Genomic DNA, 15,009 nt, shown 5'->3' with positions numbered 1-15,009 from the left:
GGGACCGGGTGTGTCACAGCAGGCCTTTGGCGTGGGCCAATTCGGCGTTGAGGACGCTGCCGCCGGCGGCGCCCCGCTCCGTGTTGTGGCCCATGAGGGAGAACTTGATGCCCAGCAGCGGGCAGTTCCGGATGCGGCCCACGTGCACGCTCATGCCGCCATCGCATTCCACATCCCGGCGCACCTGGGGCCGGTCCTCAGCATCATGGATACGGATGGGCACAGGGGGCGCGGAGGGCAGGCCAAGCTGCTGCGGTTCGGGCCTCCAGGCGCGCAGCACTTCGCGCACCTGGGCGGGCGTGGGGCTGCCTTTTAGTTTCACGCTCACAGCTTCGGTGTGGCCCTCCAGCACGGGCACCCGGTGGCACAGCGCAGACACGGCGATGGCGGCCATTTCCACGCCCTCCGGGGCGAAATGGCCGAGCATCTTGGGGATCTCCTCTTCGATTTTTTCTTCCTCATTGCGGATGAAGGGCACCACATTGCCCAGGATGTCGAGGCTGGCCACGCCGGGATAGCCCGCGCCGCTCACCGCCTGCATGGAGGTCATGAAGACTTGTTCGACGCCGAAGGCCTGGTGCAGCGGCGCGAGGGCCATGACCAGCACCGTGGCCGTGCAGTTGGGATTGCAGAGGATGGCCCCCTTCCAGCCGTGGTGGCGGTGCTGCAGTTCGATCAGCCTCAGGTGGTCGGGATTCACCTCCGGCACCAGCAGGGGGACTTCCTTGGCCATGCGGAAGGCCGAGGCATTGGAGAAGACCAGGGCGCCTTTTTCAGCGAATTTCGGCTCCAGGTCGTTGGCGGGTCCCGTATCCAGAGCGCTGAACACGATGGGCGACATGGCGTGGTCCGTGTCCCCGTCCACCAGGATGTGTTCCGACAGGCCCCCATAGGGCTCCCCATCCAGCCGCCAGGCGCAGGCCTCGCGGTAGCGCTTGCCTGAACTCCGCTCGCTGGCGGCCAGGTGCTGGATGATGAAGAGCGGATGGTTGGCCAGGCGCCGCACGAAGCGCTGGCCCACCACGCCGGTGGCGCCAAGCACAGTGACGGGAATCTTGATGTACTGGGTCATGGGTCAGTCCTTCAGGAAATGAACAGCCAACCGCTTGTTCAGGTCTACGCCCAAAGCCAGAGCCGCCAGTGTGATGTGCTCATTTTCCGCGTGGGCCAGGGAAATCGATCCGGGGCCCGCGAGCACCGCCGTGCGGTCGGGAATGAGCTCCCGGAGCCGGGGCACATCGCTGCCGAAGGGCATGGGGGCATGGTCGAAGCCTGGCAGCGCCGGATAGCGGTCCGCCGGCTCCGACAGCAGCACCTCGATGTCCCCGTTCTCGGGCTTCAGGTCGCCGGCCTGCAGGGCGAAGATGGAATGGGGCAGCGTGCGCACCAGCACGTGGGCCTCCGCATGGTCGGAAACGGAGTTGATGGCCTGCCCGCCTTCGAGACGGCCCAGGTTCCAGACTTCCGGCCCGAGATCCGGGTCCTGGGGCCTGGGCAGTTCCCGCACGCGCTGGAGCCAGTCGATGAGCATCCAGTTGGCATCCAGCCCCAGCTCTGGCGAGCCGCTGTGGGCGGCCTTCCCCTTGCACACCAGGCGAAGATGCGACACGCCGCGCTGGCCCGTCGCGAGCTTCAGGTCCGTGGGCTCGCCGTTGATGAGGGCCCGGCAATCCCGCACCCGGTCCGAGAGGCCCAGGGCCGCGGCGGCGCCGATGCTGTCGGTCTCCTCGCCCACCACGCCCAGCCAGGCGAAGCCCGTGATGCCCTCCCTCAGCATCTGCCGGATGGCTTCGAGTTGGGCCATGATCTGGCCCTTGGCGTCGCAGGTGCCGCGGCCATAGATGGCATTCACCTGCTTCCGGGGCGGGATGAACGGCGGCACCGTGTCGAGGTGCGTGGAGAACAGGACGCGGGGCCTTCCCCACAGCGCCAGGACGTTCGTGCGCCCTTGCGCCACGGGCTGCTCGTACACTTCCGCGCCCATCTCCTGCAGCAGCTGGTGGAGCGAGGGCAGCAGCGCGTCTTCACGCCCGGACGTGGAATCCAGCTCGCAAAGCCGCAACAGCCAGTACTGCATCCAGAGGGGACCAGAAGCGGCGGGGGCTTTCTTTGGGTTGGCCTTGTTCATCTGGGGCATCGGCTACCGGAAGGACCGGGATAATGATGGTGCCACCGAAACGAGATGCCCAACACTGCCCGTTGGCAGAGTCAAAGCCCGCATTCCATCTGGCGCTTCACGGCGGGGGACCGCCATGACAGCCGCAGGGTTTTAGCCCATGCGTCCAGGGTTCACGCTGTTGCGGCGCTTGCCCTTCGGCGATCCTCCCCTTTCGCGGGGCATCACAGGATGCAACTCCTCCGCCGCGCTACTGATGGGGACCGCTCCTCCATCGGAGCCTCCAGCCTCTCAGGTCCGGGCGCCGGACTCAAGGGCCATTGCGCATTTCACAGGAAGCCGAGGTTCGGGTAGCTCGCGCCCAGCACGGTTCGGCTGCTCACGCCCATCCACCTGTCGAGCAAGGTGGCATAGAGGCTCCTGAAATCGGTCGTGAATTTGAGATTCCCGTTGTCATCCAGGTTGCCCAGATCGGGGTAGTTGGAATAAAGGCCGCCTTTCACGGCCTTGCCGATGACATAGCCCAGCCCTGCGGTGCCGTGGTCCAGGCCGCCGTTGTTCTCCCGGACGCGGCGCCCGAACTCGCTCCAGCCCATGATGACCACGCGGTCCTGGGCATTGCCCTTCGAGGTGCTGATGCTGGCGAGATCGGCGTAGAAAGCGTTCAGCGAGGCGCCCATTTCGTTCAGCAGGAGCGGGAAGTCCCGGGCGTGGTTGCTGTGGGTGTCGAAGCCTCCGGTGGCCGTGACGAAGACCTGGGAAGGCAGATCTTTGGCGATCATCTCCGCGATGAATTTCAATTGCGAGGACAGATGGAAGTAGTCGTTGCGTAGCGTCGCATCGGGATAATTCGCATCGCCAGGGTAGGGCACGCTGGGCGTGCGGCGGCTGGTTCCGAGCAGGCTCGAAAACAGGGACTGGGCCTGGTCGTAGAGATGGCCGGAATCCAGGGCGGCCTTCAGGCCTGAGGAGGCCGATGCCCCGCTCAAGGAAAAGCCATCGCTGAAACCCAGGCGCAACGGGCTTGGGTCCTCCACGGAGCCCCATTCCGAACGGGTCGCTGGGAAGCGGTAGGTGTCGGGGCTGGAGATGTTGACGAAATTCCGGTCCGCTCCCTGGACCGCGAGGGGCAGGCCGTCGGTGCTGATGCCGCGCAGCGGGTCGCCCCCTTTCTGGAACGCCAGATCCGCATAGCGGCCCAGCCAGCCGTTGCCTCCGGGGATGGCGGAGCCCTGGGACCAGAGATCCGCCGCTAGGAAATGCGACAGGGTCGGGTTCGGCATCCCGATGCCGGGCAGCCAGGCCACCCGGCCCTGCTGGTGCAGGGCGGCCATGCCCGCGAAGGCCTTGTTCAAGCCGAGGTTCGATCCGATGTCGGTGGTGTCCGCCGGGTTCACTTTCAACGAGGGCCGGTGGCTCTGGTACGCGCCCGCGTTGGCGCCGTTGATGGGCACCAGCGTGTCCAGGAGGTCCATGCCCCCTTCGGCGGTGACGATCACCAGGATCGGCGAGGTGGGCGCCGAGGGCGGCGGCGGGGGTGGCGGGCCGCCGCCGTTATCGGTGGCGTTCTGCTTGGTTCCGCCCCCGCCGCAGGCGAGGCCGGAGGCGACCGCGCCGCCCGCCGCAAGGGTTTGAAGGAATTCGCGCCGGTTGGACATGATGGCTCCTAATGCGCCTAATGCTGTTGGGCCTGGGGCGAGCAGAGGATGAGGAAGGCCAGGCGCCGCACGGCTGCTTCGGTGTCGGCGCTGCCGTCCCAGGCGAAGGGCTTGGTCCACATCAGGCCAAGCCACGCGTCCCTCAATCCCGCGGGTATGGGCGCGGGCTGCAGGAGGGCCGCCAAGCGGTTGAAGGCTTCGAGGGCGGAAGCGGGCGCGGTGGGGAACCACTCGCGGTAGTCCGTGTCGAACAGGAACCGTTCCACGTGCAGGTGATCCTCGCCGCGGCCCTCCTTCACAGCCAGGGCGTAGGCCGTGCGGGTGCGGTGCCGGTAGGTGTCGCTGTTGAGCCAGGCGACGTGCTCCTTCCAGCCGTTGGGCCCCTTCGGGTTCAGCAGATCCTGGCCCATGTTGAAGAACCCGGATGTGTCCCAGTTCACGAAACCCGCCCAGGCCGCGAAACGGGGCAGATTGGCGGGATTCTGCTGATGCGGCAGGAGCGCCGCAGCCAGGTCCGGGGAGAGCAGGCGCGCCGCGCGCACGGTCCAGGCCACGGGGCCTTCCACCAGCGCGAAGCGGTGCGCGGGGTCGTAGAAGTAGGCGGACTTGAAAAGCGCCTTCAGGCTCTTGCCGATGTGGAAATGGTTGGCCAGGATCACATCCCGGAAATCATTGACGGCGCTGGCGGGTAGCTCCGGACTCAGGAAGAAGCGCAGCAGGCGCTGGGCCAGGAACGTGGCGCAGGCCTGGGCGCGCTGCGTCAGGATGAGCTGGATTGCGTCAGCTCCGAACCGGCTTCCGGCTCCAAGGTCCATGGTCACGCCGAATAGCGTGAAGGTCCCGCTCAGGCGCTGGTTGGGCAGGCTTGTGTACCCCTGCAGCCAGGGATGATCCGGGTAGGGATTGGCCTGCCCGTGGTAAACGATGAATTCCGCGTCGTTGAAGTAATAGGGGTTGTCCGCCACCGGGAAGTCCCGGCCGAGGTAATCCCAGCCGGTCATGGCCTTGGCAAGCTCGGTGATGTCCTTCTGGTTGTACCCGTTGTCGATGCCCAGCGAATACAGCTCCAGGATTTCCCGGGCGTAATTTTCGTTGGGCACGTCCCCGGGCTTTTCGACTTTGTTCTGGATCGTATCGAGCCAGATCATCATGGCCGGATCCTGGCTGATGGCCAGCAGCAGATCGCCGAACGCGCCCCGCCCGAGGTCCCGGAATAGCTGGATCTGCTTCAGCATCAGCGGAATGTTGTCCACCTTCTTGGCCCCGGTGGCGAAGTGCTGGTGCCAGAACAGCGCCAGCTTTTCCTGGAAGGGGTTGGGCGAATACTGCATGCGCCAGGCCCAATAGCTCTGGGCTTCCGTGAGGTTCGCGGGGTGTTCCAGGCGCAGGTTGAAGGGGTGCGGGGCCCACTGGTCCGGCTCGTTGCCATAGCCTGGATAATCCACCACGTTGGCCAGCGGCAACGCCCCGGTGAAGGCCGTTTCGCTGGCGGCGCCATCCACCCAGGCATCCACCGTCGAAGCCACGGGGCTGGAAACCACCTGCGCTGCCGCTTCAGGCTTCAGGCCGAACCCCGCTCGGCGCCCGAAATGCAGCGCATCCTCAAGGGTCCACGAGGTTTTCTGGGTGTCGAAGGTCGCCATGGGGCACCTCTGGGATCGGTCTACCGGGCATGATGAGACTGCGATGCAGGTAAATGCAAAAATAGGCCCAGGGACTCGATCCCAGGGCATGAAGCTTTGTTAAGACCCCGCTCCCATGGCCGGGTTCGGCGATTCGCTGGATGAATGGCTGTAGGCCGCTGATGAATGGATTACATCAGTTCCTGCAGCATGGCTTCGCCCCTCGGCCATTCACCGAAGCCCGAGGCGGTGTTGATGTGTCCGCAATTGCCCACATCCGTGAAGGTGGATCCCCAGCTTTCGGCGAAGCGTTTGGCGCGCTCCAGGGAGAGAAGCGGATCGTCGCTGGAGGCCACCACGCGGCTGGGGAAGGGCAGGTGGCCCATGGGGATGGGGCCGAAGGAGCGCAGCACCTCGGGGCAGTCCTTCCGCTCCACGTCCGCCGGCGCCACCAGCAGCGCGGCCTTCACGGGCCAGCGGGCCGCGAAGAAAGGGTCCGCCGCCCAGTGGAGGATGGTCAGGCAGCCGATGGAGTGTCCCACCAGCACCGCGGGGGTTTCGGTTTCCTGCCAGGCGGTGCCGAGGGTCGCATCCAAAGCTTCGACCCATTCCTCCTTGCGCGGGAAATCCCAATTGGGCATCTCCACGCGGATGGCGCCCCGCACATTGGATTCCCAAAGGCTCTGCCAGTGGCCCGGTCCCGAATTCTGGTAGCCGGGGATGATGATGACGGGGCGGTTCATGGGCACCTCGCGGGTGATGGTGGTGATCCGCGCAATAGTGTGGACTGGCGGGGGGGGAGTCTAATAGTTGAAAAGTTGAAAAGTCGAGAGTCGAGGGTCGAGAGTTAAGGGTCGAGAGCCCACAGCCGACAGCCTGGCGCCCACGGTAGACTGGATTTTGAGGTATCCATGCTCACCATCCACGGCCGCGCCTTCACCAACCGCCTGATCCTGGGCACGGGCAAGTACAAGGACTTCGCCACCATGAAGGCTTGCTACGAAGCCTCCGGAACGGAGATGGTGACCCTCGCGGTGCGGCGCTTCGATCTCAACGCCAAGGGCGAGGAGAACATCCTCAACTGGATACCGAAATCGCTGGCGCTGCTGCCCAACACCGCCGGGTGCTACACCACCGAGGATGCCCTGCGCGTGGCCCGCCTTGCGCGGGAAGCCCTCCAGACCGATTGGATCAAGCTGGAAGTCATCGGCGATCCCAAATCCCTGTACCCGGACAATGAAGAAACCCTCAAGGCCGCACAGGTTCTGGTGAAGGAAGGCTTCGTGGTGCTGCCCTACGTCATCGCCGATCCCATCCTCGCCAAGAAGCTGGCCGATGCCGGCTGCGCCGCCGTGATGCCTTTGGGAAGCGCCATCGGCTCCGGGCTGGGCGTGCAGAACCCCATGACCTTGATGCTCGTGAAGGAAGTCCTGGAGCCCTACGGCCTGCCCATGATCGTGGATGCCGGCGTGGGCACCGCCAGCGACGCGACGCTCGCCATGGAGCTGGGCGCCGACGCGGTGCTGCTCAACACCGCCGTGGCCGAAGCCACGGATCCCGTGAAGATGGCCTCCGCCATGGACCATGCCGTGCAGGCGGGAAGGCTCGCCTTCGAAGCCGGGCGGATGGCCAAGCGGCTCTATGCCTCAGCCAGCAGCCCGCTGGCGGGGGTGGTGGGGAAGTGACACACTTTATCCATGGATCCCCGTCAACAACGTCAGCGCGGTGCTTCACGGGTCATTGGCCTCCATGAGGATGATGGCGCGTTTGATCGAGAATTCTGGCGTAATACGACCGTCGATCAAAGGTTGGAGGCCGTGTGGGATCTAACCCTGGAATACCTCGCTTGGACGGCTCCCCATGGCGGTGAACCCCGACTTCAGAGATCTGTTTGCCACATTGAATGGCGCGGGCGCTGAATACCTTGTCATCGGCGCGCACGCATTGGCAGTGCATCGCAAACAAAGCAGCAACTGGGCGTCTGCAAGACTTAGCGGATATAGAAGCACTTCGGCGAATGGAAGAGGAACAGTAGTCATGACCACCAATCCCCACGCTGACCTCATCACCCGCTTCTACACTGCCTTCGCCGCCAGGGATGCAGAGACGATGGCGGCCTGCTACCACCCGGACTGCATGTTCATGGATCCAGTCTTCGGACGGCTGAACCACGACGAGGTCTGCGCCATGTGGCGGATGCTGAACGGCCGCAGCAAGGACCTGGCGGTCACCTTCGACAAGGTGGAGGCCGACGACGGTTCCGGCAGCGCCCATTGGGAGGCCGTATACACCTTCACCAAGACCGGGCGCAAAGTTCACAACAGGATCGACGCGCAGTTCGGGTTCCTGGATGGCCTGATCCTGGCCCACCGCGACCGCTTCAATTTCTATGCCTGGACCCGGCAGGCCCTGGGCATCCCAGGTGTGGTGCTGGGCTGGTCGCCGCTCATCCAGAACAAGGTCCGCCGGGAAGCGCGCAAATCGCTGGACGCCTTCATGGAACGGCAGAGCTGATCACTCCAGCGGTTGCAGCAGCCTCGATTCCACGCCCAGGGCCAGGAGGCCTTCCAGGACCGTGGTGGTGTCCTGGGTCTGCATCACGATGTGGAAGGGCAGGTTCGATTCGGCCTCCTGCAGGATCTCGAAAAGGACGCGGCCATCCTCCGGCGGCGCGTCCTGGAGGAGCTGATCCGCGTCCAGGATGAAGAGGGCGGCGCCACTGCCCTCGAGCCATTCGAGATCGTTCAGGCATTCGTCCAGGGCATCCCAGTTCTCGCCGAAGTAGGGAGGAAACTGCAGCGCGGCAGCGAATTCGTCGAACAGGGCGCTGGGCGTGCGCATCTTGGAGGCCCGCAGCCAACGGGTTTCGAGGCCCTGCTGGCGCAGGTCTTCCATGCCCATGACCGCCGCGCACAAGCGTTCAGCGCTCCCGGCGACCACGTGGACGTGGGGCTCATCGGTCTCCAGCAGGAATTCCCAATTCATGGCGTCCTCACTTCATTTCGGTGAATGTGCAGTAGTGGTCCGCGGTGTACCAGGCGCGGTTATCGTCCCCTGTGACGATGCGCTCGGGGCCGCGGCTCTGGCGCTCCCGCTTCGGGCGCACATCCCATTCCTGGTACGAGATGCGCCGTCCGTTGGCCTCCACCGGCAGCTTCGTTTCGCCATCGCGCCCATAGTTGCCGAAATAGCGCCCGCCCTGGAATCCGGGCGGGGCCGTGCGATGGGCGCGCACGTAGGCCAGCGTGCTCCAGGCCTGGGCCGGAATGGCCGAGGGCGCCACGCGCTTGGGGCGGCAGTCCGCGCGCAGCGCCGGCGCAGCCGTGAAGGCAAGGGCGAACAGCGTTGCCATCGCGCAGGGCACGGCGCGACGCAGAAGTTTGAGGGCTCGCCTGAGCATGGCGCCTCCGGGACCTCCTTCAAGTGTGCACCGATTTCACCGGAAGGAGATTTCCCAAGCCTTGCCGACCGGGGCATCCTGGAAGGTGAGGTGCCCATGCCGAGACCGTCCCGCCTGATGTTGGCTTGCGCGCTGGCCGCGGCGACCTTCGCCCCGGCGGCGCCAAAGGCGGCCCGTCGCCCCAAGCTCCTGCTCGTCATCAGCGTGGATCAATTCAGCGCCGACCTGTTCCAGCGCCATGTCAATGGGCTGCCGGGAGGCCTGGGCCTGCTGAAAAAGCAGGGTGTGGTCTTCACGGAGGCCTACCACGACCATGCTTTTACGGAGACGGGGCCAGGCCATTCGGTGCTCCTGAGCGGGCGTTTCCCTGGGCACACCGGGATCATTGAGAACCATTGGTACGACCGAGGTTTGGGCCGTACGGTCTATTGCGTCCAGGACGAAAAAGTCCACCCCATCGGCCAGCTTGAAAAGGCCGGGGCTTCCCCGTCCCGGTTCATCGGCACCAGCCTCGGGGACTGGCTTCAAACCCAGGTGAAGGGCAGCCGGACGTTTTCCCTTTCCGGGAAGGATCGCGGAGCGGTGCTGATGGCGGGCCGCAACCCCAACGGCGTGTTCTGGTTCGAAGGCACGACGGGGTTCAACACCTCGACGGCCTATGCGGAAAAGCAGCCCCAATGGCTCGTCTCTTTCAACGCCAGCCTTCAGGAGCGGTTCATCCTCGATGATTGGACCTGGACTGCCGTCGGGCCCTGGCATGGCGGCGCCCGCACCGCCGCGTGGACGCTGCCGGGGGGAGTGGTCGTGCGCAACGGCCTTCCCAGGCTGGTCCAGGGCATTGGGATGCCCCTGGACAAGGGCTTCGCCGGACGCTTCCGGCGATCGCCTTTTTTCGACCAGGTGACGCTTGAAGCCGCGAGGGTCCTCGTGGAACGGGAGCAGGTAGGGCGCGGACCTGGCACGGATCTATTCACCCTGAGCCTTTCTGCGACGGATTACATCGGGCATAGCTATGGCACCGGCGGCGTGGAAATGTGGGATCAGATCCATCGGCTGGATCGCGATCTCGGCAAGTTCCTCGCCTGGCTCCGCCACCGGATCCCGGACACCTGGGTGGTGCTCAGTTCGGACCACGGAGGGATGGATCTGCCGGAAGGGTTGAAAGATGATGGCCTGCCCGCCGAACGGCTTCCGGAACCGCGGGCCTGGTACGTCAGGCTCAATGCGGCCCTGCGGGAGCGGCTGAAAGCTGGAGCGGACCTGGTGCGGGTCTCCAGCGTTCCGAACCAGATCTATCTGGACGACGCGGCCATCAGGTCCGCTGGGTTGGCGCGGACCCAGGTGCTGGAGGCCCTCCAGGCGCAGTTGAAGACCCAGCCGGAAGTGGCCGAATCCGCCACCTCCGAAGCCCTGGAACAGTTCCGGGAACCGGAACTTGGCAATCCGCGGCATTCAAGCCTTCTGGCGCGCCTCAAACACAGTTTCATGGCGGGCCGCAGCGGCGATGTGCTGGTGGCCTTCAAGCCATTGGCGATCTTCCATGACCCCACCTGGGTGGCCAACCATGGCAGTCCCTGGGACTATGACCGGCGCGTCCCGATCATCTTCATGGGACCGTGGAAGCCGAAGGCGGTCATGGAGCCCGTGCGGACGGTGGATATCGCGCCGACTCTGGCCCATGCCCTGGGCATCACGCCTTCGGAGAAGCTGGACGGCAGGGTGCTGGCGCTGGACGAAGGCAGAAAGCCATAGCCTTCCCGCCCGTGCCGAGGCCGCAGCTGCTTCACCCTTGATGGCGCCAGCCGTGGGCGGACAGGGAGGGCGCCGCGAGCGCGGCGAAAGCCAAGAGCAGAAGGGATCGCATGGGACCTCCTGGATGAAATGGAAATAGAAAAAGGGCGGGGAAGCGGCCGCGCTGCCCCGCCCGGGCGGGAGGAAGGGGGGTGACCTCCCGCGTTTCGCTGCGGAGCTAGTTCTGGGTGCGCGCGTTGTGCTTCTTGCGGAACACCTTGCGGGAGTCTCTGTTCTCCTCCGCGTTCAGCTTCGCCTGTTCTTTTTTGGTGATCTTGCCATCAGCTTCGGCCCTGGCGATATCCCTGCCGAGCTTGGCTTCCCGCTTTTCCAAATGGGCCGCTTCCCTGGGCGTCAATTGGCCAGTTTTCACCCCCTTGGCGATCCGTTTCTGCTGACGGTCCGCCCGGCGTTCAACCTGGGCCTCGCGCTTGGGAGTGGCGGTTTCCTGGGCCGGGAGCGCAGCCGCGCCGATGAAGGTGGCGGCCACGATCATGGCCAGGCGTTTGGCCGTGAAACTCATGGTGGTTCTCCTTGGGGTGGCCGGCTGGGCGGCGGGGTGGTTGGATTGCTTGATGGATAGAGTCACTGGCCGTGCCAGTTTGCAAGCAGGTTTGAAGCGAAGGATTGGCAAAAGGTTGAACCTGGCCGGAAAAGTGTTTTGCAACCCTTGAAGTTGCTGGCGTTGTAGCTTTCAACAGGCCAGGCGCCAGCCACCATCAAGGGACCTCCGGCCGGGCCACCACCGCGGGGGCGCGCGCCGGATCCAAATAATCCCCGGGATAATCCCCGAGTGGAGATCGTCCCCGGGTTGGGGATCAATACCGGACCACAAGCCCCATCAAGATGCTTTGGCCGGACTGCTTGGTGGCCACGGAATTCAGTAGGGTCCCAGGTTCTTGATAATCGAAGCGGTAGTAGCGCAGTTCCGCGGCGACATGCGGGCTGACCTGCATTCCGGCCCCCACGGTCCAGGCTGGACCCCACATGGAGAGGCGCGTTGCCGTGGTGATGCTGTCCCCCTCGGCGTTCTGCTCGAGCCAATCGTAGGAGGAATTCTGCATGGCGACGCCGCCGATGAGATACGGGCCGGTCTTGTGTGGGTTGCCTGTGAAGTGGATCAACATATCCACACCGGCCCGATAGGTGCGCAGCACCTCTCGGTCATCGTAGTTGAACAGCCAGGCCAGGGTGTCGTAGCGGGTGACGCGGTAGCCGGTGCCCTCGAGTTGGGGCCTCAGAACCAGGCCGCCGCCGACGTGGATGGGAAAATGCACCGCGATGCCGTAGCCCGTGTGGTTATTCACCGCCTTGGCCAGCTCGCCTGAAGGGAAACCCATGTGGAGGCCGAAGCCGAGGCTCCAGGGTGAAGCGTCCCGCAAGCCCGGTTCAGGGCTTTGGGCGAGCAAGGGTACGGCAAGGCCAAGGGCGATCCAGCGCAGTTTCATGTTCTTCCCCGAAGAAGGTCCAATCCCAAAAAGCAGGAGCCATGCCGATCTATTTCAGTGCGGCCTCGATGGCACCGCGCAGTTCGGTGCTATCCGGCGCCACACCGCTTTTGAAGGCGGCGATGACCTGGCCATCTTTCCCGACGAGGTATTTATGGAAATTCCAGGCGGGTTCGCCGTGCTTGGCGGTCAGGAAGGCGTAGATGGGCGCCTGATTCGGGCCCTTCACATCGAGCTTCTCGAACAGGGGAAAGCTCACATGGAATTTGGTCGAGCAGAAGGCCTGGATCTGCGCGGCGCTGCCAGGTTCCTGGCCGCCGAACTGGTTGCAGGGGAAGCCCAGCACCACCAGCCCCCGATCCTTGTACTCGGCAAACAGCTTTTGCAGGCCTTCGTATTGAGGGGTGTAACCGCATTCAGAGGCAACATTCACCGCCAGGACGGCCTTGCCTTTGAACTTCGCCAGGGACTCGGGTTTGCCATCCAGGGTGTGGACGGTCAATTCAAACAGGGACATGGATTTCTTCCTTTCGGGAGGCGGCGCGGCGACCAAAGACACGGCGGCGAGTGGGAACAGGAATCGTTTCATGGGAGCCCTCAGGACCAGGTCACTTCGAAAACCATCCGGCAGGGATGGGCCTTGCCCTCCATCTTCGCAGGGCTGAAGGTCCACCGCTCCGCCCAGGTCTCCAGGGCCGAGACGTGGACGAAGGGCGCACCATCCATCTGCACTGCTACCACCTTGCCGGCCTCGTCCAGGGTCAGCTCCAGGCGCACCATCCCCTTGAAGTCCGCCAAGGTTGGCTTTTGCGGCATCTCAAGCAATTCGGCCGGGGTGGCCTCCACCCGGTTGGGATCCTTGCCCGCGGCCGCCAGGCGTTGGGCCACGGAGGCATCGAAGTCCGGTTCCAGGGCAGGTGCTTGCTTGGGTCCAAAGAGTCGATTGAAAAAAGTCATGGCCGCTCCAGAGCCCATTATCGCCGATGGGCGGGCCGCCAGATCCATTGAGCGGCGGAGGCGCCAGTTGTGTTCCCCCTTGGGTATGGTGAAGTCTGGATTTCCAGCGGGGAACGGATGCAGGACCAAGGGCGGTGGATGGGGCGGCGGCTGTGAGGAAGAGCGGCCTGGAAACCATCCTGTGGGCGAAAATGGGCCGGTCTTTTGGCTGGCTGACCATTCTCGCCTTCGCCACCCCCTTCATCTTCATCCGGTTTTTCATTTTTTGGAAAGAAGGGATGAACCACCCCGTGACGCTTGTGGGCGCCGCGCTGGTGCCCATCTTCGTCTCCATCGGATTTGCCTGGATCGCGCCCCTGGCTTGGCGCTACACCGGCGACGAGCGGCCCCGGGCGGGGCTCTTCCGCGGCGCATTCCAATCCCTGCTGGCCAACAGCATCGCCGCGCTGCTCTTTGTGGAAATGGATATTCCGGTCATCGCGATGAGCAAACCGGTGAGCCAATCGGCGTTCTGGACCGCCGCGGCCTGGAACGCGGCGATGCTGATCCCCCTCATGACCCTGGTGGGCTATTTCATCGCCATGGGGGATGTGCAGGAGGAAGAGCGGCGCCTGGCGGATGCCCAGTCCAAATCCGCCCAGGACCGGGCCCTCCAGCATCAACTATCGCCGCATGTGCTGTTCAACGCGTTGAATGGACTGGCGGAACTGGTGCGGCAGGATCCCGCCGCCGCCGAGCAGGGCTTGCTTGACCTGGCGGAGCTCTACCGCATGGTGCTGGACAACGGGCGGCTCCAGTGGGTGCCCTTGAAGGAGGAGGCCCGGTTGGTGGAGCGCTTCCTGGCGGTGGAAAAACTCCGGCTCGGGGACCGCCTGCACGTGATCTGGGAATGGGATGACGAACTGAACGGCCTGATGGTGCCGCCGCTGGTGCTGCAGCCGCTCGTGGAGAATGCCATCAAGCACGGCCTGTCCCAGCGGGTGGGCACCACCACCGTGTACATCGTGGCCCGGCTGGTGCTCGGAGAAGTGGAAGTGCGCGTGGACAACCAAGGCGAGATGGAAGCCAAACCCGGACGCCCGGGGCGCCAGGGCGTGGGACTTGAAAATTTGACGGAGCGCTTGAAGCTCCATTTTCCCGGCATGAATTCGGTTTTCCTGGAATCCGAGGGTGGCTACACCCGCGCCGGGTTCCGTGTGAACGCAAAAGCTTTGGGGGTATCTCAATGAACGGGCTGAAGGTCGCCTTGGCGGACGATGAACCATTGGCGCGGTCGCGCCTTTCCAGGCTGCTCAAGGAAGCCGGATGCGAGGTGCTGGCGGAACTGCCGGATGGCCTGGCCCTGCTGGAGTGGCTGAAGACCGCGCCCGCGCTGGACGCGCTGTTCCTGGATATCCAGATGCCGGGGGCCACGGGACTTGAAGTGGTCGCCGAAATCCCTGTGCCGCTGCCCGTGGTCTTCGTCACCGCATACAGCGAACATGCCGTGCGGGCCTTCGATACCGCCGCCATCGACTACATCCTGAAACCCATCGCCGCCGACCGGCTGGAGCGCGCGCTGGTCCGCCTGCGCGAAGGCCGCGTGCCCCGGCGCAGCGGCGGCGAACTGCAACAGCTCCTGCCTGGCAACACGCGGTTCCCGGTCAAGGCCGGCGAGGGCGTGGTCTTCCTGGATCTGCGCAAAACCACGCACTTCGAGGTGGAGGAGGAAGTGGTTTACGCCGTGGCCGCGGGCCAGCGCCACCGCACCACCTGGACCAGCCTGGCGGAAGTGGAAGCTGCCTTCCCCGCCGCGGGCCTCTTGCGCATCCAGCGCCACCTGCTGCTCCGCCCCGAAGCCGTCCTGGGCCTCAAGCCCCTGGAAGGCGGCCGTGCCAGCGTCCGCGTAGCCGAGGGGCAGGACCTGGAAGTCAGCCGCAGCGTCACGCCACGGTTGAAGGAAATGCTCGGCTTGTGAGCTGGCCAAGGCGGATGAAAAAGGGGGAGCCGAAGCTCCCCCTTTTTTCGTGCGCTTGCA

General features: G+C 64.7%; 16 protein-coding genes. 5 read left to right on the top strand and 11 right to left on the bottom strand.

What is annotated here, in order from left to right; all coding sequences use genetic code 11:
• Positions 1 to 13: 13 nt before the first annotated feature.
• The 5 genes from asd to IPQ13_08870 all read right to left on the bottom strand — a co-directional run bounded on the left by asd (position 14) and on the right by IPQ13_08870 (position 6,139).
• Positions 14 to 1,072, bottom strand: a complete 1,059-nt coding sequence (gene asd, locus IPQ13_08890) for an aspartate-semialdehyde dehydrogenase (GenBank protein MBL0211009.1) — start codon at positions 1,070 to 1,072, stop codon at positions 14 to 16.
• 3 nt (positions 1,073 to 1,075) lie between these two features.
• On the bottom strand, positions 1,076 to 2,128 hold the full coding sequence (locus tag IPQ13_08885) for a M20/M25/M40 family metallo-hydrolase (GenBank protein MBL0211008.1): 1,053 nt from the start codon (positions 2,126 to 2,128) through the stop codon (positions 1,076 to 1,078).
• Between the two features lie 317 nt (positions 2,129 to 2,445).
• The gene (locus IPQ13_08880; GenBank protein ID MBL0211007.1) at positions 2,446 to 3,774 is read right to left on the bottom strand and encodes a DUF1501 domain-containing protein; all 1,329 of its coding nucleotides are present in this window, start codon (positions 3,772 to 3,774) and stop codon (positions 2,446 to 2,448) included.
• A gap of 17 nt (positions 3,775 to 3,791) precedes the next feature.
• Complete coding sequence (locus IPQ13_08875; protein ID MBL0211006.1) at positions 3,792 to 5,417, bottom strand: DUF1800 family protein; 1,626 nt, start codon at positions 5,415 to 5,417, stop codon at positions 3,792 to 3,794.
• Positions 5,418 to 5,587: 170 nt separating this feature from the next.
• Complete coding sequence (locus tag IPQ13_08870) at positions 5,588 to 6,139, bottom strand: alpha/beta hydrolase (GenBank protein MBL0211005.1); 552 nt, start codon at positions 6,137 to 6,139, stop codon at positions 5,588 to 5,590.
• A gap of 168 nt (positions 6,140 to 6,307) precedes the next feature.
• On the opposite strand from IPQ13_08870, the gene IPQ13_08865 reads away from it, so the two are divergent.
• Positions 6,308 to 7,081 carry a thiazole synthase gene (locus tag IPQ13_08865; protein MBL0211004.1) on the top strand — a complete coding sequence of 258 codons (774 nt, stop codon included), beginning with the start codon at positions 6,308 to 6,310 and terminating at the stop codon, positions 7,079 to 7,081.
• A gap of 352 nt (positions 7,082 to 7,433) precedes the next feature.
• Complete coding sequence (locus IPQ13_08860) at positions 7,434 to 7,910, top strand: nuclear transport factor 2 family protein (GenBank protein ID MBL0211003.1); 477 nt, start codon at positions 7,434 to 7,436, stop codon at positions 7,908 to 7,910.
• Here IPQ13_08860 and IPQ13_08855 read toward each other — a convergent pair whose 3' ends face one another.
• A complete protein-coding gene (locus IPQ13_08855; GenBank protein ID MBL0211002.1) occupies positions 7,911 to 8,381 on the bottom strand; it encodes a barstar family protein in 471 nt (156 codons plus the stop codon). It lies immediately after the preceding gene.
• 7 nt (positions 8,382 to 8,388) lie between these two features.
• Positions 8,389 to 8,796 (bottom strand): ribonuclease, encoded by a 408-nt coding sequence (locus tag IPQ13_08850; GenBank protein ID MBL0211001.1) that lies wholly within the window; start codon positions 8,794 to 8,796, stop codon positions 8,389 to 8,391.
• 96 nt (positions 8,797 to 8,892) lie between these two features.
• Here IPQ13_08850 and IPQ13_08845 point away from each other — a divergent pair, with 96 nt between their 5' ends.
• Positions 8,893 to 10,548, top strand: coding sequence for an alkaline phosphatase family protein (locus IPQ13_08845; GenBank protein ID MBL0211000.1), 1,656 nt, complete (start codon positions 8,893 to 8,895; stop codon positions 10,546 to 10,548).
• A 217-nt stretch (positions 10,549 to 10,765) separates the two neighbouring features.
• Here the strand turns inward: IPQ13_08845 and IPQ13_08840 are convergent, their stop codons facing one another.
• The 4 genes from IPQ13_08840 to IPQ13_08825 all read right to left on the bottom strand — a co-directional run bounded on the left by IPQ13_08840 (position 10,766) and on the right by IPQ13_08825 (position 12,992).
• A complete protein-coding gene (locus IPQ13_08840; GenBank protein MBL0210999.1) occupies positions 10,766 to 11,110 on the bottom strand; it encodes a hypothetical protein in 345 nt (114 codons plus the stop codon).
• 295 nt (positions 11,111 to 11,405) lie between these two features.
• Entirely contained in the window at positions 11,406 to 12,035 is a 630-nt protein-coding gene (locus tag IPQ13_08835) for a hypothetical protein (protein MBL0210998.1), read from the bottom strand.
• Between the two features lie 49 nt (positions 12,036 to 12,084).
• Positions 12,085 to 12,552, bottom strand: coding sequence for a glutathione peroxidase (locus IPQ13_08830; GenBank protein ID MBL0210997.1), 468 nt, complete (start codon positions 12,550 to 12,552; stop codon positions 12,085 to 12,087).
• An 80-nt stretch (positions 12,553 to 12,632) separates the two neighbouring features.
• Positions 12,633 to 12,992: a hypothetical protein gene (locus IPQ13_08825; protein ID MBL0210996.1), complete on the bottom strand. Its 360-nt coding sequence runs from the start codon at positions 12,990 to 12,992 to the stop codon at positions 12,633 to 12,635.
• A 278-nt stretch (positions 12,993 to 13,270) separates the two neighbouring features.
• On the opposite strand from IPQ13_08825, the gene IPQ13_08820 reads away from it, so the two are divergent.
• Positions 13,271 to 14,221, top strand: coding sequence for a histidine kinase (locus IPQ13_08820; GenBank protein MBL0210995.1), 951 nt, complete (start codon positions 13,271 to 13,273; stop codon positions 14,219 to 14,221).
• Positions 14,218 to 14,949 carry a response regulator transcription factor gene (locus IPQ13_08815; GenBank protein MBL0210994.1) on the top strand — a complete coding sequence of 244 codons (732 nt, stop codon included), beginning with the start codon at positions 14,218 to 14,220 and terminating at the stop codon, positions 14,947 to 14,949. Before IPQ13_08820 ends, IPQ13_08815 begins: the two co-directional genes overlap by 4 nt.
• Positions 14,950 to 15,009: the final 60 nt, after the last annotated feature.

This window comes from Holophagaceae bacterium (assembly GCA_016720465.1).
Lineage (GTDB): Bacteria > Acidobacteriota > Holophagae > Holophagales > Holophagaceae > JANXPB01.
The sequence above is the reverse complement of the archived record's forward strand: the minus strand, read 5'-3'. Positions and strand labels throughout refer to the sequence as shown.